The organism is Streptomyces sp. NPDC050211, assembly GCF_040656035.1.
In the GTDB taxonomy this organism is placed as follows: Bacteria; Actinomycetota; Actinomycetes; order Streptomycetales; family Streptomycetaceae; genus Streptomyces.
Genome location: NZ_JBFALC010000011.1, coordinates 14,861 through 40,489, shown reverse-complemented (window position 1 = coordinate 40,489; position 25,629 = coordinate 14,861). Strand labels below are relative to the sequence as shown.

General features: G+C 71.0%; 23 protein-coding genes. 15 read left to right on the top strand and 8 right to left on the bottom strand.

Features of this window, described 5'->3' with window-relative positions:
• Positions 1–173: 173 nt before the first annotated feature.
• The gene (locus AB0I98_RS14085; protein ID WP_362940245.1) at positions 174–1,559 is read left to right on the top strand and encodes a transcriptional regulator; all 1,386 of its coding nucleotides are present in this window, start codon (positions 174–176) and stop codon (positions 1,557–1,559) included.
• A gap of 202 nt (positions 1,560–1,761) precedes the next feature.
• The gene (locus AB0I98_RS14080) at positions 1,762–3,669 is read left to right on the top strand and encodes a hypothetical protein (RefSeq protein ID WP_362940242.1); all 1,908 of its coding nucleotides are present in this window, start codon (positions 1,762–1,764) and stop codon (positions 3,667–3,669) included.
• Positions 3,670–3,735: 66 nt separating this feature from the next.
• On the opposite strand, the gene AB0I98_RS14075 is transcribed toward AB0I98_RS14080, so the two are convergent.
• Positions 3,736–5,043, bottom strand: coding sequence for an ABC transporter substrate-binding protein (locus tag AB0I98_RS14075; RefSeq protein WP_362940239.1), 1,308 nt, complete (start codon positions 5,041–5,043; stop codon positions 3,736–3,738).
• Positions 5,044–5,160: 117 nt separating this feature from the next.
• On the opposite strand from AB0I98_RS14075, the gene AB0I98_RS14070 reads away from it, so the two are divergent.
• Positions 5,161–5,661 carry a hypothetical protein gene (locus tag AB0I98_RS14070; protein WP_362940236.1) on the top strand — a complete coding sequence of 167 codons (501 nt, stop codon included), beginning with the start codon at positions 5,161–5,163 and terminating at the stop codon, positions 5,659–5,661.
• A 46-nt stretch (positions 5,662–5,707) separates the two neighbouring features.
• Entirely contained in the window at positions 5,708–6,589 is an 882-nt protein-coding gene (purU, locus tag AB0I98_RS14065; RefSeq protein WP_362940233.1) for a formyltetrahydrofolate deformylase, read from the top strand.
• 169 nt (positions 6,590–6,758) lie between these two features.
• Here purU and AB0I98_RS14060 read toward each other — a convergent pair whose 3' ends face one another.
• Both AB0I98_RS14060 and AB0I98_RS14055 read right to left on the bottom strand, forming a co-directional pair.
• Positions 6,759–8,177, bottom strand: a complete 1,419-nt coding sequence (locus AB0I98_RS14060) for a zf-HC2 domain-containing protein (protein ID WP_362940230.1) — start codon at positions 8,175–8,177, stop codon at positions 6,759–6,761.
• On the bottom strand, positions 8,174–8,752 hold the full coding sequence (locus AB0I98_RS14055; protein ID WP_362940227.1) for a sigma-70 family RNA polymerase sigma factor: 579 nt from the start codon (positions 8,750–8,752) through the stop codon (positions 8,174–8,176). Before AB0I98_RS14055 ends, AB0I98_RS14060 begins: the two co-directional genes overlap by 4 nt.
• A gap of 339 nt (positions 8,753–9,091) precedes the next feature.
• On the opposite strand from AB0I98_RS14055, the gene AB0I98_RS14050 reads away from it, so the two are divergent.
• Entirely contained in the window at positions 9,092–9,472 is a 381-nt protein-coding gene (locus AB0I98_RS14050; protein WP_362940729.1) for an STAS domain-containing protein, read from the top strand.
• A 175-nt stretch (positions 9,473–9,647) separates the two neighbouring features.
• The gene (locus AB0I98_RS14045) at positions 9,648–10,160 is read left to right on the top strand and encodes an EF-hand domain-containing protein (RefSeq protein WP_301981852.1); all 513 of its coding nucleotides are present in this window, start codon (positions 9,648–9,650) and stop codon (positions 10,158–10,160) included.
• A 2-nt stretch (positions 10,161–10,162) separates the two neighbouring features.
• Here AB0I98_RS14045 and AB0I98_RS14040 read toward each other — a convergent pair whose 3' ends face one another.
• Complete coding sequence (locus AB0I98_RS14040; RefSeq protein ID WP_362940224.1) at positions 10,163–11,665, bottom strand: AMP-binding protein; 1,503 nt, start codon at positions 11,663–11,665, stop codon at positions 10,163–10,165.
• A 124-nt stretch (positions 11,666–11,789) separates the two neighbouring features.
• Between AB0I98_RS14040 and AB0I98_RS14035 the strand changes: the two genes are divergently transcribed.
• The 3 genes from AB0I98_RS14035 to AB0I98_RS14025 all read left to right on the top strand — a co-directional run bounded on the left by AB0I98_RS14035 (position 11,790) and on the right by AB0I98_RS14025 (position 14,750).
• Positions 11,790–12,917: an acyl-CoA dehydrogenase family protein gene (locus AB0I98_RS14035; protein WP_362940221.1), complete on the top strand. Its 1,128-nt coding sequence runs from the start codon at positions 11,790–11,792 to the stop codon at positions 12,915–12,917.
• Positions 12,918–12,925: 8 nt separating this feature from the next.
• Positions 12,926–13,795, top strand: a complete 870-nt coding sequence (locus AB0I98_RS14030; RefSeq protein WP_362940218.1) for an acyl-CoA dehydrogenase family protein — start codon at positions 12,926–12,928, stop codon at positions 13,793–13,795.
• 481 nt (positions 13,796–14,276) lie between these two features.
• The gene (locus AB0I98_RS14025) at positions 14,277–14,750 is read left to right on the top strand and encodes an ATP-binding protein (RefSeq protein ID WP_362940726.1); all 474 of its coding nucleotides are present in this window, start codon (positions 14,277–14,279) and stop codon (positions 14,748–14,750) included.
• A gap of 397 nt (positions 14,751–15,147) precedes the next feature.
• Here AB0I98_RS14025 and AB0I98_RS14020 read toward each other — a convergent pair whose 3' ends face one another.
• Entirely contained in the window at positions 15,148–16,074 is a 927-nt protein-coding gene (locus tag AB0I98_RS14020; RefSeq protein WP_362940215.1) for a cyclase family protein, read from the bottom strand.
• 85 nt (positions 16,075–16,159) lie between these two features.
• Here AB0I98_RS14020 and AB0I98_RS14015 point away from each other — a divergent pair, with 85 nt between their 5' ends.
• From AB0I98_RS14015 to AB0I98_RS14000, 4 genes are all read left to right on the top strand, one after another.
• Positions 16,160–17,068 carry an SDR family oxidoreductase gene (locus tag AB0I98_RS14015; protein WP_362940212.1) on the top strand — a complete coding sequence of 303 codons (909 nt, stop codon included), beginning with the start codon at positions 16,160–16,162 and terminating at the stop codon, positions 17,066–17,068.
• A 107-nt stretch (positions 17,069–17,175) separates the two neighbouring features.
• On the top strand, positions 17,176–18,327 hold the full coding sequence (locus tag AB0I98_RS14010; protein WP_362940209.1) for an acyl-CoA dehydrogenase family protein: 1,152 nt from the start codon (positions 17,176–17,178) through the stop codon (positions 18,325–18,327).
• Positions 18,327–19,376, top strand: coding sequence for a Zn-dependent alcohol dehydrogenase (locus AB0I98_RS14005; RefSeq protein WP_362940206.1), 1,050 nt, complete (start codon positions 18,327–18,329; stop codon positions 19,374–19,376). Before AB0I98_RS14010 ends, AB0I98_RS14005 begins: the two co-directional genes overlap by 1 nt.
• 96 nt (positions 19,377–19,472) lie before the next feature.
• Positions 19,473–20,726 carry an MFS transporter gene (locus AB0I98_RS14000; RefSeq protein WP_362940203.1) on the top strand — a complete coding sequence of 418 codons (1,254 nt, stop codon included), beginning with the start codon at positions 19,473–19,475 and terminating at the stop codon, positions 20,724–20,726.
• On the opposite strand, the gene AB0I98_RS13995 is transcribed toward AB0I98_RS14000, so the two are convergent.
• Positions 20,634–21,701: a helix-turn-helix domain-containing protein gene (locus AB0I98_RS13995; protein WP_362940723.1), complete on the bottom strand. Its 1,068-nt coding sequence runs from the start codon at positions 21,699–21,701 to the stop codon at positions 20,634–20,636. The two genes, AB0I98_RS14000 and AB0I98_RS13995, sit on opposite strands and share 93 nt — an antisense overlap.
• A gap of 92 nt (positions 21,702–21,793) precedes the next feature.
• Between AB0I98_RS13995 and AB0I98_RS13990 the strand changes: the two genes are divergently transcribed.
• Positions 21,794–23,101 carry an MFS transporter gene (locus AB0I98_RS13990; RefSeq protein ID WP_362940200.1) on the top strand — a complete coding sequence of 436 codons (1,308 nt, stop codon included), beginning with the start codon at positions 21,794–21,796 and terminating at the stop codon, positions 23,099–23,101.
• Here AB0I98_RS13990 and AB0I98_RS13985 read toward each other — a convergent pair.
• Positions 23,098–23,691, bottom strand: a complete 594-nt coding sequence (locus AB0I98_RS13985; protein ID WP_362940197.1) for a flavin reductase family protein — start codon at positions 23,689–23,691, stop codon at positions 23,098–23,100. The genes AB0I98_RS13990 and AB0I98_RS13985 overlap by 4 nt on opposite strands.
• An 83-nt stretch (positions 23,692–23,774) precedes the next feature.
• Here AB0I98_RS13985 and AB0I98_RS13980 point away from each other — a divergent pair, with 83 nt between their 5' ends.
• Positions 23,775–24,737 (top strand): hypothetical protein, encoded by a 963-nt coding sequence (locus AB0I98_RS13980; protein WP_362940189.1) that lies wholly within the window; start codon positions 23,775–23,777, stop codon positions 24,735–24,737.
• A 6-nt stretch (positions 24,738–24,743) separates the two neighbouring features.
• On the opposite strand, the gene AB0I98_RS13975 is transcribed toward AB0I98_RS13980, so the two are convergent.
• Positions 24,744–25,586, bottom strand: coding sequence for an enoyl-CoA hydratase-related protein (locus tag AB0I98_RS13975; protein WP_362940186.1), 843 nt, complete (start codon positions 25,584–25,586; stop codon positions 24,744–24,746).
• Positions 25,587–25,629 lie beyond the last annotated feature (43 nt).

Here is a 25,629-nt window from a genome sequence, read left to right as displayed (position 1 = left end):
TGGGGTCGGCTTCGGCCTTTACCCCGGCAATCCTCGCAAGCCTCGCATTTTCGTCATGTCGGCGGGGCATTGATCTTCACGGCCGGATTCTTTCGCTCACCGGAAGGCACCCGGCCGCGGAAGACACATCAACTCGGTGCGTGGGCAGGCACCGCAGCCACAGGGGGTACGCCATGGCCGCAAGGCCTCTCGTCGCGCGGCAGCCGAACGAACGGCTGCAGGCGCTCATTCAAGAAGCGGGTTGCTCCAATGCCGGGCTGGCCCGCCGAGTGAACATGTGCGGTGCCGAACACGGCCTCGACCTGCGCTACGACAAGACGTCCGTCGCCCGCTGGCTGCGCGGACAGCAGCCACGCGGACGCGCTCCGGCGATCATCGCCGAGGCGCTGGGGCGCAAGCTGGGCCGTACGGTCACGATCGACGAGATCGGTATGGCCAACGGCAAGAACCTCGCCTCGGGCGTCGGCCTCCAGTTCTCGCCGACGGTACTGGGAGCCATCGAGCAGGTCTGTGAGCTGTGGCGCAGCGACGTCGGCCGGCGGGACTTCCTGTCCGGCTCCTCCGTCGCCGCGTCCGCGCTCGTGGAGCCGAGCCGGGACTGGCTGATCTCCTCGCCCGACTCGCAGGTGGCGCGCTCGGCGGGCCCGCGGGTGGGAGAGTCCGACGTGGCGGCCGTGAAGGCCATGACCCAGGCGCTGGTCGACCTGGACCACCAGTACGGCAGCGGGCATGTGCGCCCGGTGGTCGTGCACTACCTGAACAGCGTGGTCTCCGGCCTGCTGGCGGGGTCGTACCGGGAGGCCGTGGGGCGTGAACTGTTCGCCGCGGTGGCCCGTTTGACGGAGCTTGCGGGCTATATGGCCATCGACACCGGGCAGCCGGGCCTGGCCCAGCGCTACTACATCCAGGCGCTGCGGCTCGCGCAGGCGGCGGGCGACCGTGCGTACGGCGGGTATGTGCTCGCCGCGTCCATGAGCCATCTCGCCGCGCAGCTCGGAAACCCACGGGAGATCGCGCAGTTGGCGCGGGCGGCGCAGGAGGGGGCGCGGGGTCGCGTGACCCCGCGCGCGGAGGCCATGTTCTACGCGGCCGAGGCCCGGGGGCACGCGTTGATGGGGGACGCGCGGGCCGCCCACGCGGCGTCGGGGCGTGCGGTGAGCGCGCTGGAGTCGGCCGACCCGTCCTCCGGCGACGACCCGACCTGGATCGCCCACTTCGACGAGGCCTATCTGGCCGACGAGTTGGCGCACTGCCACCGTGACCTGGGGCAGGCCGAGGCGGCGGCACGGCGGGCGGAGGAGTGCCTGTCCGGGCTGCCGGAGTCGCGGGCGCGGCGCCGGGCGATCGGCTACGTCCTGCTGGCCACCGCACAGGTCCAGCAGCGCGAGGTCGAACAGGCCGTGCATACGGGACTGAAGGCCGTGGAACTGCTGGACACCCTGCGCTCCAACCGGGGCGCCGAGTATCTGGAGGACTTCCAGCAGCGGCTGGAGCCGTTCCGGGACGAGCCGGTGGTAAGGGAGTTCGGGGCGCGGCTGGATGTGCAGGCGGCGGCGTGAAAGACGCGGATAAGCCCGTGTGAACGCATGGGAAACAAAGGCACTGGTGGTGAAGGAGGGGCATATAGAGCGGATGAGGGCCCGGTTTTGTTACGGCGGTCACAGGGAAGGAGGTCAGGTCCTGTGCTGCATGGCACCGGGCTCTGGGGACCCGGTAGCGTGAGCCGACGATTCCGAAGGTCCCCCATTCGTAGGAGTCCCGGTGACGCAGAGTGGACAGGGCGAGGAGCCCTCGCCGCGGCAAGCGCGCGAAGGCATCGTGCTGCCATCGGACGGTGGCGAGCCCCTGCTGCCGGGCACGACGAACGGACAGGGCGGTCCGCAGTACGGCCGCCCCGTCCCGCCGACTCCCGCCCCGCCGCCCGAGGGCCAGGCCTGGGGCACCCCCTGGGGCCCCGACCAGCACCAGCCCCCGTCCCCACCGCAGGGCCACGGCTGGGGCTCCCCGGAGCCGTACCAGCAGCCGGCACCGGCCGCTTGGGGCACACCGGACCAGGCGGGCGCCATCCCGGCCCAGCCGCAGCCGACGCACGACGCGGCATACGGCGGTGAGGCGCTGCCGGGATCGGGCGCGCAGCCGACGTATGCGCCGCAGGAGCCGGCACCTCAGCAGTCGTACACGTCACATGCGCAGCCACCCCAGGCACCGGGCACGCAGCAGCCGTCGTACACCTCTCACGCGCCGACCCCCGAGTCGTCGTACACCTCTCACGCACCGAACAGCCAGCCCCCGAGCGGCAGTCAGGGCCGGCATGCGGCAGGTGGCGCTCTGCCGCCCGCGGAGGCCGGCGGATACGGGACTTCCCCTTCCGGGTCGGTCCAGCCGCCCACGCCCGGCTACGGCCCTCCGGCGGCTGCCCAGCCCCAGCACCAGCCCCCGGCCGCAGCGGATGGCTACGGCAGCCCGGCCCCCGGCGCGTACGGCTCCGGTGCCGCCGCGCCGCTGCCGCCTGCCGGACCCGGCGGCTTCGGGGCGCCGTTGCCGCCCGCCGACGACGGCGCGACCCAGTACATACCGCCGGTTGCCGGTGGGGGTGCGCCCGCGCATGCCTCGCCGGACGGGGCGACGCAGTACATACCGCCCGTCGCCGCGGCGCCTTCCGGCCCCGGCGACGAGGGTGCGACGCAGTACATCCCGCCGGTGGGGCCCGGTGCGCTGCCGCCCGAGGTGCCTGCCGGGGCGGCCGGTGAGGAGACCCGCTATCTGGGGCGCGCGCGGCAGAACCCGGGCCCGTTGCCGCCGGCCAATCCCGATGCCGAGGCGACGCAGTACATCCCGCCGGTGGCGGCCGGGCAGGACCGGCAGCCGCCCGCCGAATTCGACAGCCTCTTCCGCAGCGAGCCGCGGGCGGAGCATCCCGCCGCGGCCACCCAGCAGCTGCCTCGCTTCGAGCCGCCGCAGGCGCATGCCCAGCCCGCCTACGTCCCGCCCGGCGCCGACGACCATCGCGGGCACGGTGGCCGCGGCGGCCGTACCGGCTCGCGGGTGCCGCTCATCGCGGCCATCGGGGTCGGCATCGCCGTCCTCGGGGTCGGCGCGGGCGCGCTGCTCGCGAGCGGTGGCGGCGACGACCAGAGCGACGACAAGAACCAGACGGTGTCCGCCACCGCCCCGGCGACCGAGGGTTCCGCCTCGCCGTCCGCCGACGCGGCCGAGCAGCAGGCCATCGCGCTGGACAAGCTGCTGGCCGACAGCGGCGACAGCCGGGCCACCGTGATCAAGGCAGTCGCCGATGTGAAGACGTGCAAGAACATGGGGCAGGCGGCGGCCGACCTGCGGGACGCGGCCAAGCAGCGCACCGGCCTGGTCACCAGACTGTCGAAGCTGTCCGTCGACAAGCTCCCGAACCATGCCGCGCTGACCTCGGCCCTCAACAGCGCATGGCAGGCGTCGGCGTCGGCCGACAACCACTACGCGGCGTGGGCCGACCAGGTCGCGGCCAAGAAGGGCAATCTCTGCAAGAAGGGCCAGGCCCGCACCACCGGCCAGACCGCGGCCGGCAACCGTGCGAGCGGCACCGCGACCACGCAGAAGGCGAAGGCGGCCCAGCTGTGGAACGCGATCGCCAAGACGCACGGCCTGACCCAGCGCCAGCCGACCCAGCTGTGAGCGCCGGAGCCGGCCGGCCGTGTGGGAGTCACCACACGAGCCGGCCGGCTCCACGGGTCAGCTCGGTCAGCTCACTTCCGCCTGCTTCAGCGTGTCCGTCATGTCGGTGAAGCCCTTGCGTGCCGCGACGAGCTGGCCCTTGCGTACGACCTGGAGGGTCACATCGGCGTTCACCATGCGCGGGAGGCCGATGGAGGCGAGCTTGTCCTGGAACTGCCAGCGCAGGGTCGGGGTGAGCCCGTCCGTGGAGACCTTGAGGCCGCCGTCGAGGGCCTTGCGCACGGAGTCGGCGCTCACTTCGCCGTCGCCGAGTGACTCCACGACCGCCTTGAACACGGTGTAGGCGATCCATGTGGTCTGTACGCCGACGTCCCCGGTGTCGATGCGGTTGTCGCCGAACGCGTGCTTGTTGATGACCTGCTTCATCTCGTCCCACCGCTTGTCGGTGGAGACCGGGTACCAGCCCGTGATGAACGACCCCTCGTACGGCGACGAGGCACCGCCGCTCTGGTTGATCACCGACTGGTCGACGCTGCCGAGCACGGTGCCCGCCCGTACGTCGGGGTAGTCCGCGCGGGCACGCCGGAACGAGTCCATGAAGGTGCTGGTGCGGTCGCCGAGGGCAGGCACCACACAGCCGGTTTCCGTCGAGTCGGCGGTGGCGTACTCGAGGGCCCGCTCGGCCGGGGCCGAGTACTCGGTGGCGTCGTCCTTGGCCAGCTGATTGCCGGCCGACGCGTGTCCGCCCGCCTTCAGGCCGGAGTTGAGCATCGCGGGCAGCTCGTCACCCGCGATGGTGTCGGGCCGGACCAGGGCGACGCGCCCGCAGTCCTTGGCGAGCGCCTGCCCGAGGCCGGCCAGCAGGGCGGGCTGGCCGCCGTTGACCGGGTAGGACAGCGGGCTGGTGAACTCGGACTCGGTGAGGCCGTAGCCGCCGATGTACGGGATGCCCGCGCCCTCCAGGGGCGGGAAGAACGAGTCGGAGTACTGGCTGTAGGAGCCGACGACCGCGACGACGTTCTCCTTGACCGCGCGCCGGCCGCAGTTGGCCGCGTCCACGGTGTCGTTGTGGTCGTTGCAGATCAGGACCTTGAGCTTGTGGCCGTTGATGCCGCCGTTGGAGTTGACCCAGCGCGCGTAGGCGAGGGCGAGGGCGGGCATGCCGGGCTTGTTCGTCGCGCCCGTCTCACTCGGGGCCCAGGTCATGACGGTGATGGCGTCGTCCCCGGCGCCCCCCGAGACACCGGGGACGACCCCGCAACCGACGGCGAGCGACGCACACGCGACCAGGGCCGCCGCTCTGCGGACGGTGGTTCTGACGGGTCGGGTGAACGTGGGGAGGTGGGTCTTGCGGTGGTGGCGCCTGCCGGTCATGGACACGCACGATTCCGCCACATCGCTAACCCGGGAGTGACCCTCGGTCAACGGTAGGTGACGTCAAGGTGAATTACGGGGGTCCCTGAGCGTCGTATGAGAAAGAACGTACGATCGGTGACCGTGCAAGGTTCGGAGAACTCTTCCCGTCGCGGCCGTCGCTCCTCCACCATGGGCGGCATGCCACTGAACGACATGCCCTGGTGGCGCTGGCGCAGCAATGTGCGCTCCGCGCTGCACATGCTCTCCGATCCGGTGTTCCAGCGAGAGGTCTGGCTCGCCGGAGTCGACGGGTACGGAGACGTCACCGACGCCGTGTACCGCCTGGTCGAGGACACCTGGCTGGACAACTGGTCCGCCGAGAAATACGTGGGCACGATCTTCCGGGACTCCCAGGAGGCGGCGCTCGTCGACACCGCCGTCCTGCGCGTGCTGCGGATCATGCACCAGGTCGGGCCGGACGCCCCCGTCTCCGCCTACCTCGAGAACCAGGCGTGGCCGGAGGCCGTACGGGCGGCCCGGGACGCGCACGTGCGCCTCTCGGCGAGTGACGGGGACGACCCCGATACGCCTCCCCGGAGTCTCGAGGTGCTGCAGATCATGACGAGGTCCGCGTAGCGGACGGGGTCCGCCGGGGCTGGGCCGATATGGGACCCTGTCCTGCATGAACGAGCAGTCCAACCGACCCGCGGTCGCGCCCGACCAGTACGTCCTCACCCTGTCCTGCCCCGACAAGCAGGGCATCGTGCACGCCGTGTCGAGCTACCTCTTCATGACCGGCTGCAACATCGAGGACAGCCAGCAGTTCGGCGACCACGACACGGGACTGTTCTTCATGCGCGTCCACTTCTCGGCGGAGGCGCCGGTGACCGTGGACAAGCTGCGGGCGAGCTTCGCGGCGATCGGTGACGCCTTCCACATGGAGTGGCAGATCAACCGGGCCGACGAGAAGATGCGCGTCGTCCTGATGGTCAGCAAGTTCGGCCACTGCCTGAACGACCTGCTGTTCCGGGCGCGGATCGGGGCGCTGCCGGTGGAGATCGCCGCGGTGGTGTCCAACCACACCGACTTCGCCGAGCTGGTGGCCTCGTACGACATTCCCTTCCACCACATTCCGGTGACGAAGGACAACAAGCCGCAGGCCGAGGCGCAGCTGCTGGAGCTGGTGCGCGAGGAGAACGTCGAGCTGGTGGTGCTGGCCCGCTATATGCAGGTCCTCTCCGACGACCTCTGCAAGGCGCTCAGCGGCCGCATCATCAACATCCACCACTCCTTCCTGCCGAGCTTCAAGGGCGCGAAGCCGTATCACCAGGCCCATGCGAGGGGCGTGAAGCTGATCGGGGCGACCGCGCACTATGTCACCGCGGATCTCGATGAGGGGCCGATCATCGAGCAGGAGGTCGAGCGGGTGGGGCATGACGTCACGCCGGATCAGCTGGTGGCGGTGGGGCGTGATGTGGAGTGCCAGGCGCTGGCGCGGGCGGTGAAGTGGCATGCGGAGCGGAGGATTCTGCTCAATGGGCGACGGACGGTTGTGTTCGCCTAGGGGGTCGGTGGGTTCGGTTTCAGGGGCGGCTGCGGGTAGTCGTGGGCTGGTCGCGCAGTTCCCCGCGCCCCTAAAGGGGCGTTCACTGCACGTGCTTTTCAGGGGCGCGGGGAACTGCGCGAACAACCCCCCACACACCCGCAGCCGCCCACGCACCCGCAACCCGCCCCTACATCCGGCTCAAGCTCGCCGCCGCATACAGCACATCCCTGATCGCCTCCCGGTCACCGACCTGCCCGGCCGCCGCCTCCTGCGGCGACACATGACCCGCCGCCAACCGGCAGAACTCCACGCCATCCAGCGCGACATGGGCGACCTCATGCTCGGTGGAGCCCAACCCGGGGGAGTCCAGCGGGATCAGCCATTCCCCGCCGCCCAGCCCCTCGATCTCCAGCCGCAGGCTGCGGCCGGGCTCGCCCACCGGCACCAGGTGACGCCGGCGGCCATCGCGACGTGCGGCCAGAACCCCCGGCAACATCCGCGCCGCCAGATCGATCATGCCGTGCAGATGACCCGGCGCGGGCGGCTCGTACGGGTAGTCGACCGCCTCGGCGATGTCCTCCGCGTGGACCCAGCACTCGAACGCCCGGTCCAGCATCGCGTCCCGCAGCGGCAGCTCGCAGGCGCCGTACGACACCGGTAGCGAGCCGGAGTTGCTGCCGGTGAAGGACACGGTCCGCACGAGGTCATGGCTCTGCTCCCGCCAGGGACCCCGCACGGACCGGGTGGGCGGGAAGTGGGAGGCCGCCCAGTACGCCTCCGTGCGCTCGGCGGGCGTGGGTGCCGCGGACGGGATGTCGCCCAGGGGGTCGTCCAGGCCGAGGGCGAGCGCGACGAGGCCGTCGACGGTGAGCAGGTGCGCGATGACCCCGGCGACGGTCGTACGCCGGGTCGTCTCCTCGTCGGCCTCGAACCACCGCAGCCGCACGGGCGCGTGCCACTCGGAGTCCCCTATGTCCTGCAGCAGGGCGTCGAGACGGGCGGTCTCGGCGTCGTAGGGACCGGCCCACTCGGGCACCGGGATGCGCGGTGGCCGCCGGTCGAAGGAGACCGTCAGGACGCGGGTGCGCAGGCCCGGGTCGAGGTCGAGGCTCTCCGGGGGGTGCAGCAGCCCGACCGCCTCCCGCAGCCGCAGCGCCTCGTCGGCGCAGGTGCCGCAGGTGCCGAGGTGGTCTTCGACGGCCGCCGTCTCCTCCGGTGAGCAGGCGGCCAGTGCCCACGCGCCGAGCAGCGCCTTCAGGACGTGGTGCTCAAGGGTCGGCGGGGCGGGCCGCGGCGCCAGGTCGCCCAGTTCCGCCAGCGACGGCAGCGGCCGTCCGCCGTCCTCGACGGAGGAGCGCGGCAGAGGTATGCGGGGCGGGTGGCCGGGCTCCTGCCCACGGCCGGGGTCCTGTCCGCCGCCGTTGCCCGGGCCGTCGGATCCGTCCACGCTGCCCGGGCCGCCGGGCTCGGTCACCTCCGGGCGGTCCTCGTCGTCCGGGACGCCGTGCTGCTCCTTCTCGTTGCCCGGGCCGTCGTAGCCGCCGTACCCGGCGTCGCCGTATCCCTCGTGGTCGTCGAACGCCTCGAACCGCTCCGGCCCGGTCACACGGCACCCCCGTAACCCGGCGGCGCCCCGGGGGCGCCGGCGTCATGGGCGGTGGACAGGAGTTGCAGGCCGAGGCGGAGGCGGCGGCGGGCCTCGTCCTCGGTGACGCCGAGGTCGGCGGCGGTCTGGCGGTAGTCGCGGCGCTGGAAGTAGGCCAGCTCCAGGGCGGTGCGCAGGGGGACGGGCATGGCCTGGACGATGTAGTCGGCGCGGGCGGCGACGGAGGCCTGGCGGACCTTGCGCTCCAGGTCCTCGGTGGAGCCGCCGCCCTGGGTGAGGGCGGCGGTCTCGGTGGCGCGCAGCCGCTGCACGGCCAGGCGATGGGTCAGCGTGGCGACCCAGGAGCGCAGCGGGCCCTGCTTGGGGTCGTACGCCTCCGGGTGCTGCCAGACATGGGCGAAGACGTCCCTGGTGATGCCGTCGGCCGCGCGCTCGTCGCCGAGCACGCGGTGGGCGAGGCCGTGCACGAGCGAAGCGAAGCGGTCGTACAGCTCGCCGAGGGCCGCCGCCTCTCCGCGTGCGAGCCGCTGCTGCATCTTGCGGTCCCAGCGGGGCGGCGCGTCCTTCTTCGCCATACGGCCCCCTCACCCTGCTCTTCTCCGGTCCGGCCTGCGTCCACCGTCATCTCGAATGTAGTCGGCACCTCTGACAACGCACGCCCCTTTGTGGCAATGGGCGCTCCCCGCTCAGGCGCAGGTGGTAGTGGGCCTTCCAGGCCCGGTTCGGCCCCTGTGCCATCGCGCGCCTACCCACTCCCGGGGCGATCAGACTCGATCGAACAGGATCGAATACGACTGAAACAAGCCTGTTCTGATTGGTTTCCGTTTCCAGTACCTGGTTTCGGGGAACGGCCGCTGGGCAGCCGCGCTGCAAGGAAGCGTAGGTGAGGCTTCCGTTTCCGGCGAACGAAGGGCCTGGTGGTGGCGTTCTACGTGAGCGGCGACGAGCAGGGCGAGTGGGCCGTGCTCCAAGTGTCGGGCGAACTGGACCTCGTGACGTCGCCCGTGCTGCGTCAGCGGGTGCACGACGTGGTGGCCGAGGGCCGGCACAGTCTCGTCCTCGACCTCTCCGAGGTGCTGTTCTGCGATTCCAGCGGCGTCGGCGTGCTCATCGGCTCCCGCCGCCTCATCCGCTCGTGCCAGGGCAGCCTGCGCCTGATACTGCCCGCCCAGGGGGCCGTGGACGGCTCCCACGTCAACAGGGTGCTCGGCGCCCTCGGCGTACGCCGTCTGTTCGAGGTGTACCCGGACGTGGCGGCGGCGGTCGACGAGGGGGCCGAACCGCTCTCGGCGTGACCCGCCGCTACCGGATCTCCGCACTCAGTGCACGTCACACGCCGCTCTGCCACGTCGTTGTCGCAAAATTAGCCCGGTCTTGGCACAAGCGACGTTTTCCGCGCCAAGGCCGCTCCGGGCGTCGTACGCTCCCTGCCTGTACGCACCCACGTGACGTAAGGCGGCACGAACAGACATGGTCAGCAGCGAGTACGAGCGCAGGATCGCCGCCCGGTTCGCCACCTTCGACCAGGACGGCAACGGCTACATCGACCGTGAGGACTTCAGCGCGGCGGCCAAGAGGCTGCTCGCGGAGTTCGGTACGGCGGCCCGCTCCGACAAGGGACAGGCCCTGTACATCGGCGCCGAGGCGTTCTGGCAGGGGATGGCCGGCATAGCGGACCGGGACGGCGACCAGCGGATCACCCGGGACGAGTTCGTCGGCGGCGCGGTCAAGCGCCTGCGCGACAACCCGGACCGGTTCGCGGAGATCGCCCGCCCTTTTCTGCATGCCGCGCTCGACCTCGCCGACCGGGACGGCGACGGAGCGGCCACCGTCGGCGACACCGCGCGCGTGCTGACCGCTCTCGGCGTGAGCCAGGACGTGGCCGCGACGGCCGCCGCCACCCTCGACACCGACGGCGACGGCAAGATCGGCGAGGCGGAGATCGTCTCCTCCTTCGCCCGCTATTTCACCGTGCCCGAATGACGTCACCTGTCTGAATAGCGCTCGCGCAGCTTGTACTTGAGCACCTTCCGCAAGGTCTCGTTGCGCGGAAGGGCGTCCACCACCTCGAGCCGCTCCGGCAGCTTGTGCACCGACAGCCCTTCCGCGCGCAGGTACGACGACACCGCCTCCAGCGTCAACTCCCCGGCCCCCGGCGGCTGTTCCACCACCGCGCACACCCGCTCCCCGCGCTCGGCGTCCGGCAGCCCGATCACGGCCACGTCCCCGACGTCCGGGTGCCGGTGCAGCAGATCCTCGATCTCCTTGGCGGAGATGTTCTCGCCCTTGCGGATGATCACGTCCTTCAGCCGCCCCGTCAGCACCAGATGCCCGCTGTCGGTGAGCCGCCCGAGGTCACCGGTCCTCAGGAACCCCTCCCCGTCGAACGCCTCCGCCGTCTGCGCCGGATCCAGATACCCCCGGCACACCGCCTCCCCGCGCAGCCGCACCTCCCCGTCCACGATCCGGATCTCCATGCCCTCCGGCGGCCGCCCCTCGGTCGTCGCCAGGTTCTCCACCGTGTCGTCCGGCGCCCCCATGGTGATCATCGGCACCTCGGTCATGCCGTACCCATGGGTGAGCTGCACGCCCATCTCGCGCACGACGGCGTGGTACACCTCCGGCGGCTTGGGTGCTCCGCCGCCCGCGAGCAGCCGTAGCGAGGGAATGACCTTCCGGTCCGGCTGCTTGCGCTGCTCGGCGAGGAACATCGAGTAGAACGCCGTCGACCCGCCCGCCACCGTCACCCCGTGCTTGCGGTACTCCTCCAGCGCGTCCGGCAGCGCGAACTGCTCGAACATCACCGCCGGGAAGCCGTACAGCAGGAGCATGACGGTGTAGTCGGGGCCGGCGATGTGCGCGTACGGAAAGGCCATCGAGCCCACGTCGTTCGCCGACAGGTGCAGCGCGTGCGCGAGGCACGACCCGCCCGCGATGAGTGAACGGTCCGTGTGGAGAACGCCCTTGGGGTCGGAGGTGGTTCCCGAGGTCCAGTAGATCCACCGGACGGAGGTGCCGTCGGTGGGCGGGGCGGGCAGTACGGCCGGGTCGCCGTCCGGGAGACTGTCGTACGCCTCGAAGATCCCCTTGGCGCCGAGCCGCCGGGCCATCTCCGTGTGGTCGAAGCCGCGCCAGGTGCCCGGCACCGCGAAGAACTCCGCCTTCGACTCCCGCAGGGCGAAGCCGACCTCGCGGTCCCGGTAGAACGGGATGACCGGCGACTGCACGGCGCCCAGGCGGGCCAGCGCGAAGGACAGCAGGGCGGTCTCGATGCGGGTCGGCAGCTGCCAGGCGACGACCGTGCCGGGGCGGATGCCCCTGCCGTAAAGGCCGGCCGCCACCCGCTCGGCACGGTCATGCAGCTCACCGAAGGTGAGCGTGCGGTCGTCCTGGAGGAGGACGGGGTGGCCGGGGGTCAGTTCGGCACGGCGTGTGACCAGTTCCCAGAGCGTGCGCGAGGAACCCAGGGCGTGTGCGGTGTCGTTCACGACGACCCCCTCTGGCTGACGGTATGTCAGATCGTGCGGAGAGCGTAGGGCGCGACGCCTTGTCGGTCCAGGGGTGCGGGGCTAGCCTGCTGCTGAATCTGACGGTTCGTCAGGCAGGTGATGGATGGACCTCACGTACACGCCCGAAGAAGACGAGTTCCGGGCGCGGTTGCGGGAGTGGCTGGGGAAGGTCCTTCCGACGCTGCCGCCGAAGCCGTCCCCGGACGACTGGCCCGCGCGCAGGGCGTACGACCTCGGCTGGCAGCGCATGCTCTACGACGCCGGGTACGCGCACGTGCACTGGGACGCCTCCCCGACCGTACGGCTGATCTTCCTGGAGGAGACGGAGAAGGCGGGCGCTCCCTACGTGGGGGCGGGTTTCGTCGGGCTGCTCCACGCGGGGCCGACGATCGCCGCCGAGGGGAGCGAGGAGCAGCGGGCGCGCTGGCTGCCGCCGATCCTTCGCGGCGAGGAGGTCTGGTGCCAGGGCTTCAGCGAACCGGACGCCGGATCGGACCTCGCCGCGTTGCGCACGCGCGCGCGTAGGGACGGCGACGACTACGTAGTGAGTGGGTCCAAGATCTGGACCTCCCATGCCGAAGTGGCCGACTGGTGCGAGCTGTTGGTCCGCACGAATCCCGCCGCGCCCAAGCACCGCGGCATCACCTGGCTCGCCATGCCCATGGACGCCCCGGGCATCACCGTACGTCCACTGCGCACGCTCGCCGGATCCGCCGAGTTCGCCGAGGTGTTCCTCAACGAGGTCCGCATCCCGGTCGGCAACCGCGTCGGCGACGAGGACGACGGCTGGCGCGTGACGATGGTGACCCTCTCCTTCGAGCGCGGCACGGCCTTCGTCGGCGAGGTGGTCGCCTGCCGCCGCGTCCTGCGCGAACTCGCCGGTGAGGCACGGAAGAACGGCCGCTGGGACGATCCCTCGCTGCGGCGCAGGCTGGGGCGGCTGAATGCAGAGTTCCGGGCGCTGTGGCGGCTGACCCAGTGGAATGTGAGCGAGGCGGAGAGCGGGGTCCCCGGGGTAGGGAGTTCGGTCTTCAAACTGAGGTATTCGCAGGCGCGGCAGGAGCTGTACGACACCGCGGCCGACGTCCTGGGCGCGGACTGTCTCGACCTCGAGCGGCCCTGGACGCTGGACCGCCTGTCGTCCCTCTCCTACACCATCGCCGCCGGCACCTCGCAGATCCAGCAGAACATCGTGGCCGAGCGCATCCTCGGGCTGCCGAAGGGACGGTGACGGCGCGTATGAAATTCCAACTCACCGAGGATCAGCGGGCATTGCGTGACGGGGTACGACAGCTGCTGGCACGGCGTTTCGACGCCGAGGCGCTGCGGGCCGCCGTGGACGCACCCGCGCTGAACCGTGGGCTGTGGCGAGCGCTCGGCGAGGCGGGGTTCTTCGCGCTGCGGCTGCCGGAAGTGGACGGCGGGGTCGGACTCGGGCTGCCCGAAGCGGTGTTGGCCTTCGAGGAGGCGGGCCGGGCGCTGCTGCCGGGGCCGCTGATCGCCACACACCTGGCGGCGGGGGAGGTGGCGGGCGCCGCGGACGGGGAGACCGTGGTCGCCGCCGTGGACGGCAGCGGGCTCGTGGAGTGGCTGGCCGAGGCGGACGTCGTACGAGGGGACGCCGCCGGGGCCGTACCGCTGCGGTCGGTGGACCCGCTGACTCCGCTGCACCGGGTGGATGAGGGCGGGGTGGCGGTGGACCCTGTCGCCGTACTCCTGACCGCCGCCGAACAGTTGGGCACGGCCGGGCGGGTGTGCGAGCTGGCGGTGCAACACGCCCGGACCCGTGAGCAGTTCGGGCAGCCGATCGGGGCCTTCCAGGCGGTCAAGCATCTGTGCGCCGGAATGCTGGTGCGGACGGAGGTGGCCCGGGCGGCGGTATATGCCGCTGCCGTCACCGCCGACCGCACGGACATCGCGGCGGCCCGGCTGCTCGCCGACGATGCCGCGGTACGCGGCGCACGTGACTGCCTTCAGGTGCACGGCGGCATGGGCTTCACCTGGGAGTCCGAGGTGCATCTCCATCTGAAGCGCGCCTGGGTGCGTGCTCGACGTGCTGGCGCGAGCACGGAGAGTGAGGAAGTGCTCGCGGCGGATCTGGTGGCCTGAGCGGCAAATGGGGCGCTGGGCTGCGGTATCGCACACGAAGGCGGCGCGGATGTCGCGGATTGTGGCATACCGGAATTACGGAGCGTTGATATCGGGTTGTGTCCTAAGGGTGACTCGTCACGGCCTGGAGTCTCTGTGCCGCTCCGGTACCTTGTGTGGGATGCGAGCGGGTCCGAGCACGAGCCTTGCCGGTGTTGCCCCTGAGGCGGCCCCGGATCCGGCGATGTGCCCCTGTTCGACTCGCCATGACGAGCGTCGCACAGTATGCCGCACGGGTACTCCTTCGCGCTGGAATATGCCCGAAGCGCTTGTTGGGGTGACTGTACGTCAACCATGCTGTCTCGTAAGGGATTCACGTTCTGTGAACCCGGCTCTGACCATTGTTCTGGTCATGCAAAGAATGGCTACGATCGTGGCACTCGTGTGGCGCGAGGTCATGAGTCCGCCGGTTCGGATGGTGTGAGCGGTGCAGGTGCTTCAAGTGCAGCTGGAGATCCGGCCCGACCCCGCAGAGGTGGGGCGTGCCCGGCGGTGGGCCCGTTCGCGGCTCGCCGGGTCCGGGATAGAGGCCGACGAGCCGCTTGCCGAGACGCTGATCCTGCTCGTCTCCGAACTTGTCACCAACGCCGTCGTGCACACCGGTTGCCCAGCCGTGCTCCGGCTGTCGCTGCCCGGGGAGGCGGCGGAGTCGGCTGCTCCGGTCCGGCTGGAGGTGGCCGACGCCAGCGACCGGGCGCCCGTCCCCCGGTGCGTGGACGGCGAGCAGACGGGCGGCCGTGGCCTCGCCCTCGTCGACGGCCTGGCCGACCGCTGGGGCTGGAGCCCCGAGGGCGCCGGCAAGCGCATCTGGTGCGAACTGGACCGCTGTACGGACCAGCCCCAGGCGGCGACGGCGTTCAGTGGCGGGACTTCGGCCTATGAAGGGTATGAGGGGCTGGCCTACGAGGCCGTATAGCCGCTCGTGGGTGTGTGCCCCCGGCGCATGGTCGCGGGCAGGGCGGCAAACGCTTACCGCCCTCCTCCGGCCGGCAGGGCGCATGCGCCCGGATGTGCTTCTGTGCGCGGCCATCAAAATCGGGGCGTAAGTGATGAATCCCCTTTCGGGTGTTGACGCGACGTGACCGTTTGATCACGCTGGTGGTCAGCGATTCGCCGCGAGGGGACGACGAGGGTTTCGGTGACGGGAGCCCTCGGCGAGTGTGGGTCGTGATTCGGCGTCGGTTCTGCTTGGGGCCATGAGGAACCGGGGCGGGTGCGCCGAAGCCGGATGGCGGCGCGCGACACCGTGCTCGGGGCGGGCGCGGCGCGTCGCCAGCCGGCCGCGCCCGGGGAGGCGGAAGCGTGGCCGGCGACTAGAGAACGGCCACCGGGGCCACCGGAGTTCCCGTGGCGCCGACGAACGGCTCGGGCATCGCCGACAGCAGGAACTCGTAGCGGCCCGCTTGTCCACAGGCTGTGGACAACTTTTCGAGATTCCAGTTCTGGCCCTGCAGCATCCCCATCTCCACGAGGTCGAGCGCATGCACGGGCAGCCACAAATCCTCGATCTCCGGCGGAAATATCTCAAATGTGAGGGTGTCGTTCGCGACGGCGGCGACGTCGCGCGCGTGGAACCACTCCGGGGTGCGGATCGACAGCCCTGGTGACGGATAGGCGTACGCGTGCTTGTCCCCGGCGAGATACGCCTGCACCTGCCCGGTCCGTACGAGCACGATGTCACCGGCACGCACGCGCGTGCCCGCGAGTTCCTCGGCGGCGTCCAGATCCTCCGGGGTCACGGCATGCCCCCCGTCGAGACGGTCCACGCCGTGCGCCTTCGCCACATCGAGCAGCACTCCGCGCGAGACGATGTGCCGCGCTTTGTCGATGCCACTGAACTCGGCGCCGCCGTGCGGGGTGACGGTGTCGGCCGGGCGGCCGTTGTAGAGCCGGCCCGAGTGCGAGACGTGCGTGAGCGCGTCCCAATGGGTGCCGGCCTGCAGCCCCATGGTCACCGCGTCGTCGCTGCACGCGACCGTTCCGGGGCCGAAGATCTCCTGGTTGATCTGCACCATGGCGTGCAGCGGATTGACGCGCCCCGGGATCATCCCGGTCTGGACGCCGTCCTGCCTCAGGGGGAGCGCTAGCGGAATCCGGTGTCCGCTGCGGACGCAGGCGGCTGCCTCCCGTACGACCTCGTCGGTGATGAGGTTCAGGGTCCCGATCTCGTCGTCGGACCCCCAACGGCCCCAGTTGTTGACCCGCTTGGCGATGTCATGGAACTCGGCCGGTAGTGACATGCGAGCCTCCCCGGGGCTTGTCTCCAGGCGTCTGACGGGACTTAGAATCTAACGGTCCGTCAGAAACCGCGGGAAGGGGCCGGGCGTGGGGAACTTCTTGGCAGGCAAGGTCGTCGCCGTGACCGGCGCCGGACGGGGTATCGGCCGGGCGGTCGCGCTCGCGGCGGCCGCCGAGGGAGCGAAGGTCGTGGTCAACGACTACGGCGTGGCGATCGACGGCGCGTCCCCGACCAGCGAGGTCGCCGAAGCCGTCGTCAAGGAGATCGAGGCGGCGGGCGGTGAGGCGGTCGCCGTGGCCGACGACGTCGCCACGATGGCGGGTGGGCAGCGCGTGGTCGACACGGCACTGGACTCGTACGGCCGGCTCGACGGTGTGGTCTGCGTGGCCGGGATTCTGCGTGAGCGGATGCTGTTCAACATGACCGAGGAGGAGTGGGACCCGGTTGTGGCCACGCACCTCAAAGGCACGTTCACGGTGTTCCGGGCGGCGTCCGCGGTGATGCGCAAGCAGCGGGCCGGGACACTGATCGGCTTCACCAGCGGCAACCATCAGGGGTCCGTGTCGCAGGCCAACTACAGCGCCGCGAAGGGCGGGATCATCTCGCTGGTGCGGAGCGCTGCGCTGGGGTTGCACAAGTACGGGGTGAGCGCCAATGCGGTGGCGCCGGTCGCTCGTACGCGGATGTCGGCGAACGTGCCGATGGAGCTGGCGGAGATCGGGGAGCCGGAGGATGTGGCGGCGCTGGTGGTCTACCTGTTGTCGGATCGGGCTCAGGGGGTGACCGGGCAGGTGTACACGATTGCCGGGCCGAAGATCGCGGTGTGGGCGCAGCCGAGGGAACTGCGTTCGGCTTATGCGGAGGGTTCTTGGACGCCGGAGCGGATCGCGGAGTTTTTGCCGGGGTCGGTGGGGGTGGATCCGATGCCGATGCTCTCCGAGGTGGCGGGGATGGAGAGGGCCGCTCGGGATGGGGGGCGGCCTAACGCCCAGTAGCTCGGGGGGTGCTGTGGTGTGGCGTGTGCGGGTTCGTTGTGGCTGGTCGCGCAGTTCCCCGCGCCCCTGGAGGGGCGCTCCAGTTGCCGGTGATTTTAGGAGGCCCCATGGACTTCGGGTTCACGGCTGAGGATGAAGCGTTTCGGGTGGAGGCTCGGGCGTGGCTCGACGGGCATGCCGGGAGTGTGCGGGACCGGCGTAGTTGGGAACGGGTTCTCGGAGAGGCTGGGTGGATTGGGCTTTCCTGGGGGGAGAGCGGGTACGGGAATCGGTCGGCCACGCTTACTCAGCAGGTTGCCTGGGCCGAGGAGTATGCGCGTTCTGTGGCGCCTCCGCGGTCGGGGCATATCGGGGAGAATTTGCTTGCCCCGACTCTGATTGCTCATGGCACCGATGAGCAGAAGGGGCGCTTTCTGCCGGCGGTTGCCGCGGGGGAGGAGCTGTGGTGCCAGGGGTACAGCGAGCCTGGCGCGGGGTCGGATCTGGCGGGGATACGGACCGTGGCGACGCGGGAGTCGCAGGGGACGTATCGCATCACTGGGCAGAAGATCTGGACGTCGCTCGCGCATGAGGCGGACTGGTGTTTTGTGTTGGCGCGGACGGATGTGAATTCCCGGCGTCATCAGGGGCTGAGTTTTCTGCTGGTGCCGATGGATCAGCCGGATCACATCGATGTGCGGCCGATACGGCAGATGACCGGCACCAGTGACTTCAATGAGGTCTTCTTCGACGGGGCGCACGCGCGCGTGGAGCATGTTGTCGGGGGTGAGGGCAATGGCTGGCGGGTGGCGATGAGTCTGCTCGGCTTCGAGCGCGGTGTTTCCACCCTGGCCCAGCAGATCGGCTTCGCACGGGAGTTGGAGCGGATCGTGGGGACGGCCGTGGAGACGGGGACGGTCGGTGATCCGGTCGTACGGGATCGGCTTGTGCGGCAGTGGGCGGAGCTGCGGGTGATGCGGTGGAACGCCCTGCGGACGCTGGGGAGTTCGGGCGATGCGGGGGCGCCCAGTGTGGCCAAGCTGCTGTGGGCCGGGTGGCATCAGCGGCTCGGGGAGCTGGCGATGCAGGTGCGGGGGGCGCGGGCGGGCGTGGGTCCCGCGGACTGGTCGGTCTCGGCGCCGTACGAACTCGACGAGGTGCAGCATCTGTTCCTGTTCTCGCGGGCCGACACCATCTACGGCGGCTCGGACCAGGTTCAGCGCACGATCATCGCCGAGCGGGTGCTCGGGCTGCCGAGGGAACCCAAGGGGGTTGTGTGATGCGCGGCGTGGTGTTCGACGGGAAGCGGGTCGAGGTCGCGAACGATCTGGAGGTGCGGGATCCGGGGCCGGGTGAGGTGCTGGTGTCGATCTCGGCGGCGGGGTTGTGCCACAGCGATCTGTCCGTGGTGGACGGCACGATTCCGTTCCCTGTTCCCGTGGTGCTGGGGCATGAGGGGGCCGGGGTGGTGGAGGCCGTGGGCGCGGGGGTCACGCATGTGGCGGCCGGTGACCATGTCGCCCTGTCCACGCTGGCCAACTGCGGCACGTGCGCGGATTGCGACCGGGGGCGGCCGACGATGTGCCGGCAGGCGATCGGGCGCCCCGGGCAGCCGTTCGTCCGCGGTGGGCGGCCCGTCTTCCAGTTCGCGTCCAACTCCGCGTTCGCCGAGCGGACCGTGGTGAAGGCCGTGCAGGTGGTGCGGATTCCGAAGGACATTCCCCTGCCCTCGGCCGCGCTCATCGGGTGCGGGGTGCTGACCGGGGTGGGCGCCGTGCTCAACCGGGCGAAGGTGGACCGTGGGGACAGCGTGCTCGTCATCGGTACGGGGGGCATCGGGCTCAACGTCCTTCAAGGGGCGCGGATCGCGGGTGCGCTGCGGATCGTCGCCGTCGATGCCAATCCGGCGAAGGAGGCGGTGGCGCGGCAGTTCGGGGCGACCGACTTCCTGACCTCGACGGAAGGCGTGCGGGAACTGCTGCCGACGGGGGCGGACCATGCCTTCGAGTGCGTGGGACGCGTCGGGTTGATCCGTGCGGCCGTCGACCTGCTCGACCGGCATGGGCAGGCGATTCTGCTGGGGGTGCCGCCGGCCGGCGCCGAGGCCTCCTTCGTCGTGTCCTCGATGTATCTGGACAAGTCGATCCTGGGGTGCCGGTACGGGTCGTCGCGCCCACAGCGGGACATCGCGCTCTACGCCGAGCTGTACCGCAACGGGCGGCTCCTGCTGGACGAGTTGGTGACGCAGACGTATCCCGTCGAGGAGTTCGAGCGGGCGGCGGCGGATGCGGAGGCGGGGAAGGTGGCTCGCGGGGTGCTCACGTTCTGAGTCATTCGGTGCTTGGTTGGCGCTGTCCTCGCGGAGTTATCCACAGGCCCGGAAATCGGCTGCCGCGTTGTCAGTGCCGCCGCCTACCTTCATCTCATGACCTATCGCGATGTCGCCTCCAAGCAGGTCCTGATCTGGGCCTGCACTGCCGTCGGCTCCCGCATGCCGGTCGCCATGGCGCCGTTGGCGCTGGTGTTCCTGGTGCGGGAGCGGCCCGGCGGTTACACGCTGGGTGCGGCGCTCGCGGCGGCCTATGTGATCGGCGAGATCATCGGGGCGCCGGTCCTCGGGATGCGGCTGGATCCGGCGCGTGGTCGGCGGCATCTGGCCGTGGGGCTCGCGGGCGGGGCGGTGGGGTTCGCGGGGCTCGGGGTGCTGGCCGGTGCACATCCTGTCGTGCTGGGGGTGTTCGCGTTTCTGGCCGGTGCCGCTCCGGCGGCCGTCGCGGGCGGGCAGCGTGCGCTGTTGACCTCGCTGGTTCCGGAGCGTGCCGTGACGCAGGCGCTGTCGGCCGAGTCGATGCTGATGTCCGGTGTGTGGGCCGTCTCCCCGGTCGCGGTGGCCGGCCTCGCCCTCGGGGTGGCGCCTCGGGTGCCACTGCTCCTCGGGGCCGCCCTGATGGCGTCGTCGATAGCGGGCCACTGGCTGCTTCCGGCGGGCTGGGCCAAGGAGGATCAGGACGGGGAGGCGGGCCGGGGGAAGCTCCGCGTGCTGATACGCGCCTGGCCTGTGTACGTCACGGGCGCGGCCAGCCTCACCCTGCTCGGCCTGGCCGAACTCACCCTGCCCGCCCTGCTGGAGCAGCGCGGCATCGGCGTGGGCTGGTCCGGCCCGATGCTGGCGGGACTCGCGGTGGGGGCGGGGATCGGGGCGTTCCTGTACGGCGTGCGACCGTGGCCGGGGCGGCTTCGTACGCGGAGTGTGGTGCTGATGTGCGGCATGGCGGCCTTCGTGAGCCTCACCGCGCTGATACCGGGGGCGGCCGGAATCGCGATTGCCCTCACGCTGGCGGGCACGCTCCAGTCGGGTGCGCTCATCACCCGCAACCTGTCCCTGCGCGAGGCACTGCCGCCGGGCGCGCTGGCGGCCGGTTACTCCGTGATGTATGCCGCCGCGGGTGCGGGCTACGCGGCGACGGGGTCTCTCGCCGGTGGCCTGCTTCAGGTGGTGGCGCCGTCCACGGCCATGCTGGCCGGTGTGGTGCTGACCCTGCTGCTGACGGCGTTCGGCTGGTGGGGAGAGGCTCGCCGGGACGGCTCAAGTGCGGCTGGGGACCTGGACGTCGGCGTTGCTGCCGGCGCGGAAGGTGCGCCGATAGCTGGTGGGTGTGACGCCGAGCGCCGCCTGTAGGTGTTGCCGCATCGACTGGGCCGTGCCGAAGCCGGCGTCCCGGGCGACCTGGTCGACCGAGAGATCGGTGGACTCCAGGAGGTGGCGGGCGCGTTCCACCCGCTGCTGGGTGAGCCATTGGCCGGGGCTGACGCCGACCTCCTCACGGAAGCGGCGCGTGAAGGTCCGTACGGACATGGCCTCCTGCTCCGCCATGTCGCGCAGCTGGATCGGCTCGTGGAGGCGGCCCAGCGCCCAGGCGCGGGCGGTGGTCGTGGTCGCCTGCTGCGGGTCGGGGACCGGGCGGTGGATGTACTGCGCCTGGCCGCCGTCGCGGTGGGGCGGTACGACCGTGCGGCGGGCCACGTCGTTGGCGATCGCCGTGCCGTGGTCGTGGCGGACCATGTGCAGGCACAGGTCGATCCCGGCGGCGACGCCCGCGGAGGTCAGCACCTCGCCGTCGTCGATGAACAGCACGTCCGCGTCGACCTTGATCCTCGGGAACAGCCGCTGGAAGCGCTCGGCGTCGGCCCAGTGCGTGGTGGCCGGGCGGCCGTCGAGCAGGCCGGCGGCGGCGAGGACGTAGACGCCGGTGCAGATGGAAGCGGCGCGCGTGCCGGGGCGGATGCGGGAGAGCGCGGCGGCCAGTTCGTCGGTCAGCACGCCCTCTTCGAAGACCGGGCCGAGCTCGTACGACGCCGGGACGATCACGGTGTCGGCGGTGGCCAGCGCCTCCGGGCCGTGTGCGACGTGGATGGAGAAGTCGGCGTCGGTCTGGACCGGGCCCGGCGGCCGGACCGAGCAGGTGACGACCTCGTACAGATGCCGCCCGGCGGCGTCCTTGGGGCGTCCGAAGATCCGGTGCGGGATGCCCAGCTCGAACGGGAGCAGCCCGTCGAGGGCGAGGACGACGACGCGGTGCGGGCGGAACTCCGCCTCACGCGCGTGGCGTTCCGGCTCACTCAAGCTCAGGCGCTCCGGCTCACTCACGCTCATGGCACTCCGGCTCAGGCTCATGGCCCGATCCTAACGAATGCTGTCCTTCGGGCCAATGGATCTGTCGGCGCGCAGGCCCGAAGCTCGTTGTCGTGACGCAGACAACCGAAGCCACCGCCGACGACCGGACCCCGCACAAGCCACGCCGTACCCGCATACATCGCGCCTGGTTCGTCGCCGCCGTCGCCTTCGTGACGATCCTCGGCGCCGCCGCCTTCCGCTCCCTGCCGGGGCTGCTCATCGACCCGCTGCACCAGGAGTTCGGCTGGTCACGCGGCACGATCGCCGCCGCCGTCTCGATCAACCTCGCCCTGTACGGACTGACCGCCCCCTTCGCCGCCGCCCTGATGGACCGCTTCGGCATCCGGCGCGTGGTCGCGGCGGCGCTCACCGTGATCGCGATCGGCTCGGGCCTGACGGTGTGGATGACGGCGGCCTGGCAACTGCTGCTGTACTGGGGCCTGCTGGTGGGCCTCGGCACCGGTTCGATGGCGCTGGCCTTCGCCGCGACGGTCACCAACCGCTGGTTCACCGAACGGCGCGGCCTGGTCACCGGCATCCTCACCGCCGCCTCGGCCTCCGGCCAGTTGATCTTCCTGCCCGTGCTGTCGCTGATGGTCGACGCGGGCCACTGGCGCCCGGCCGCCGTCACGGTCGCCCTCACCGCCCTCGCGGTCGTCCCCTTCGTCTGGCTGCTGCTGCGTGACCACCCGGCCGACGTGGGCCTGAAGCCGTACGGCGCGAAGGAGTTCGTACCGAAGCCGGACCCGGTGCCGGGCGCCGCGCGCCGCGCCGTGACCGTCCTCTTCAAGGCGGCCCGCACCGGCCCCTTCTGGCTGCTCGCCGGCTCCTTCGCGATCTGCGGCGCCTCCACCAACGGCCTGATCCAGACCCACTTCATACCCGCCGCCCACGACGAGCACATGCCCATCCCGGCGGCGGCCTCGCTGCTCGCGGTCATCGGCGTGTTCGACGTGGTCGGCACCATCGCCTCCGGCTGGTTCACCGACCGCTACGAACCGCGCCGACTGCTCGCCGTCTACTACGCGCTGCGCGGCATCTCGCTGCTGTTCCTGCCCATGCTGCTGGCGCCCAGCGTCCACCCGCCGATGATCTTCTTCATCGTCTTCTACGGCCTCGACTGGGTCGCCACCGTCCCGCCCACCGTGGCCCTGTGCCGCGAGCAGTACGGCGACGACAGCGCCATCGTCTTCGGCTGGGTCCTCGCCTCCCACCAGGTCGGCGCCGCCCTGGTCGCCTTCATCGGCGGCGTCGTACGCGATGTCTCCGGCTCGTACGACATGGTCTGGTACGCGTCGGGCGCGCTGTGTGCGGCGGCGGCGCTGATGGCGCTGGTGATCCGGCGGCGGCCGACCGCCGACGGGCCGGTGGCCGCTTAGAGGAACCGGCCCCGGTGGAACAGCAGGGGCGCCTCAGGGGTGTCGGTGGTGCCGAGGTCGTCCACCCGGCCCACCACGATGAGGTGGTCGCCGCCCGTGTGCACGGCATGGATGGTGCAGTCGATCCACGCGAGCGCGCCCGCGAGACGCGGTGACCCGGATACCGGAGCCGCGTCGTAGGCGACGCCCGCGAACTTGTCCCCGCCGCTCACCGCGAAGCCGCGGCACAACGAGCCCTGGCCGGCGGCGAGCACGTTCACGCAGAAGGCGCCCGCGCGGGCGATGCGGGGCCAGGTCGTCGACGTACGGCCGACCATGAAGGCGACGAGGGGTGGGTCGAGGGAGAGGGAGGAGAAGGACTGGCAGGCGAAGCCGGCGGGGCCGGATGCGCCATCGGTGGCTGGTGAGGTGACAACGGCCACGCCCGTCGCGAAGTTCCCGAGCACCCGCCGGAACTCGGCCTGGTCGACCGGCGCCCGCTCGTCTTCGCCCACACACCGTAACTCCGGGCGCGGCAGCGCCTCCACGGGGCGGGCGGGCCCGGACCTGAGATAACGGACGGCTGCTGCCGCCATTCCTGCGTGTCCCATCACGCCATCCATTGAAGCTGACGGGGTGTCAGATGGGAAGGGGTGCGGGAGACCGTCCGAGGCCGCGGCGTACGCTCCGGGCCATGGGGTGGGGAAAGATCCGGCGGGGCCTGCGCAGAGCCCGGCTGAACTGGACGAACGACGACCGGACTGTCGCCGTGGGGGTGTGCGCGGCGCAGCTTCCGGCGGCCTGGCTGCTGTCGCTCTTCAACGGCTCCGCGGAGGACGACTACGGCGTCGGTACCGGCGGCCCGGCCCTGGGCCTGGCGTGCGTGCTCCTCTTCGCACCGCTGGTGCTGCCGGTTCTGGGCCTGGTCCAGACGGTCGCGCAGATCGCCCCGGCCGCCCTGCCGGCTCATCTGTCGGCTCGCCGGTTCCGCGGGCCCGGGTGGGCCTGGCACCTCCTGTACGTCGTGCTGTTCGGTGCCAGCTGGGCGCTCCTGCCCGTGATCCTGTGGGGCTGGTCGTTCACGGCGACGGCCTTGGTGCTCGCGGGCCTCGGCGTACTCCCTGTACTCGGTGTCGCATACGCCCGTCGACGCGCCCGGGCCACCGGGCGGAGGTGGGGAGCGCTGGGCGTCTGGTGGCGTGGAGGCCTCGGCTGCTTCGGGCTGTGTGGGCTGGCCCTCATCGGTGGGCCGCTGGTCACGGCCACGGGACTGATCAAGGAGTACGAGCCTCCGAAGCTGTCCGCCGCGCAGCTCGCCGGAGTCTGGCGCGGCGACAACGGCGCGGCGCTGAAACTGCTTCCGGGCGGCCGGGCCCACCTCACAGACCTGCCTGCCGAGCCCGAGTTCGGAGCGGATTCCGCCGAGGACTTCGAGGTGTGCGACGGCATGGGCACGTGGTGGCTCGACCTGGAGGGCCGCGACGACCGGTGGGCCGGTGAGGGCCCGGAGACGCGCGACGGGGTCGTCGTACGACTCGATGACGGCTGCGCGGAGCAGACGTACTGGACGATCGGCGGCACGGAACGCGAGCCTGAACTGTTCGTCCTGTTCGGCGACCCGGACGCGGGTGACCTGCGGATTCTGAAGCGGGAATGACGGCCCTCACCGCCCCCGGTAGTCCGGACTTCTGCGCTCCACGAAGCTCGCCACCCCTTCCTTCGCGTCCGCCGTCGTCATGTTGATCTCCTGGGCGGCCGCCTCCATGGCGAACGCGGTGGTGCGGTCGGTGTCGAGGGAGGCGTTGACGAGCTGCTTGGTCAGAGCGATCGCCCGGGTCGGGCCGGTGGCGAGGCGGTCGGCCCACTCGCGGGCTGTCTTGTCCAACTCGCCGTCCGGGACGACGCGGTTGACCAGGCCCAGGCGTTCGGCGTCCGCGGCGGTGAGGGCGTCGCCGAAGAACATCAGCTCCTTGGCGCGTTGGGGGCCGATGAGTCGGGGGAGGAGGTACGCGCCGCCGCCGTCCGGCACGAGTCCACGCCGTACGAACACCTCGATGAACTTGGCGGATTCGGCGGCCAGTACGAGGTCGCAGGCGAGGGCGAGATGCGCGCCGAGCCCGGCCGCCGTGCCGTTCACGGCGGCGATCACCGGCTTCTCGCAGTCGAGGACGGCACTGATCAGCCGCTGAGCGCCGAGCCGGAGGGTGCGGGCGACGTCACCGGCGATTCGCTCCCCGCCGCCCGCCGCCCCGCCCCGCAGGTCGGCGCCGGCGCAGAAGCCGCGGCCGGTTCCGGTGAGGACGACGGCTCTCACGGCGGGGTCGGCGGAGGCGTCGGAGAGCATCTGGATCAGGCGTTCTCGCAGGTCAGGGGTGATGGCGTTGAGGGCTTCGGGGCGGTTGAGGGTGATTCTGCGGACGTGATTGTCAGTGGTGTGCCGTATCAATGACTCAACGGAATTTCCGGACTCACGGGGGGAATCGGGGATGTTCAGTCCATCAGGCATGTTCAGTTCATTCGGCGGGTTCTGTTCATTCGGCGGCGGGCTC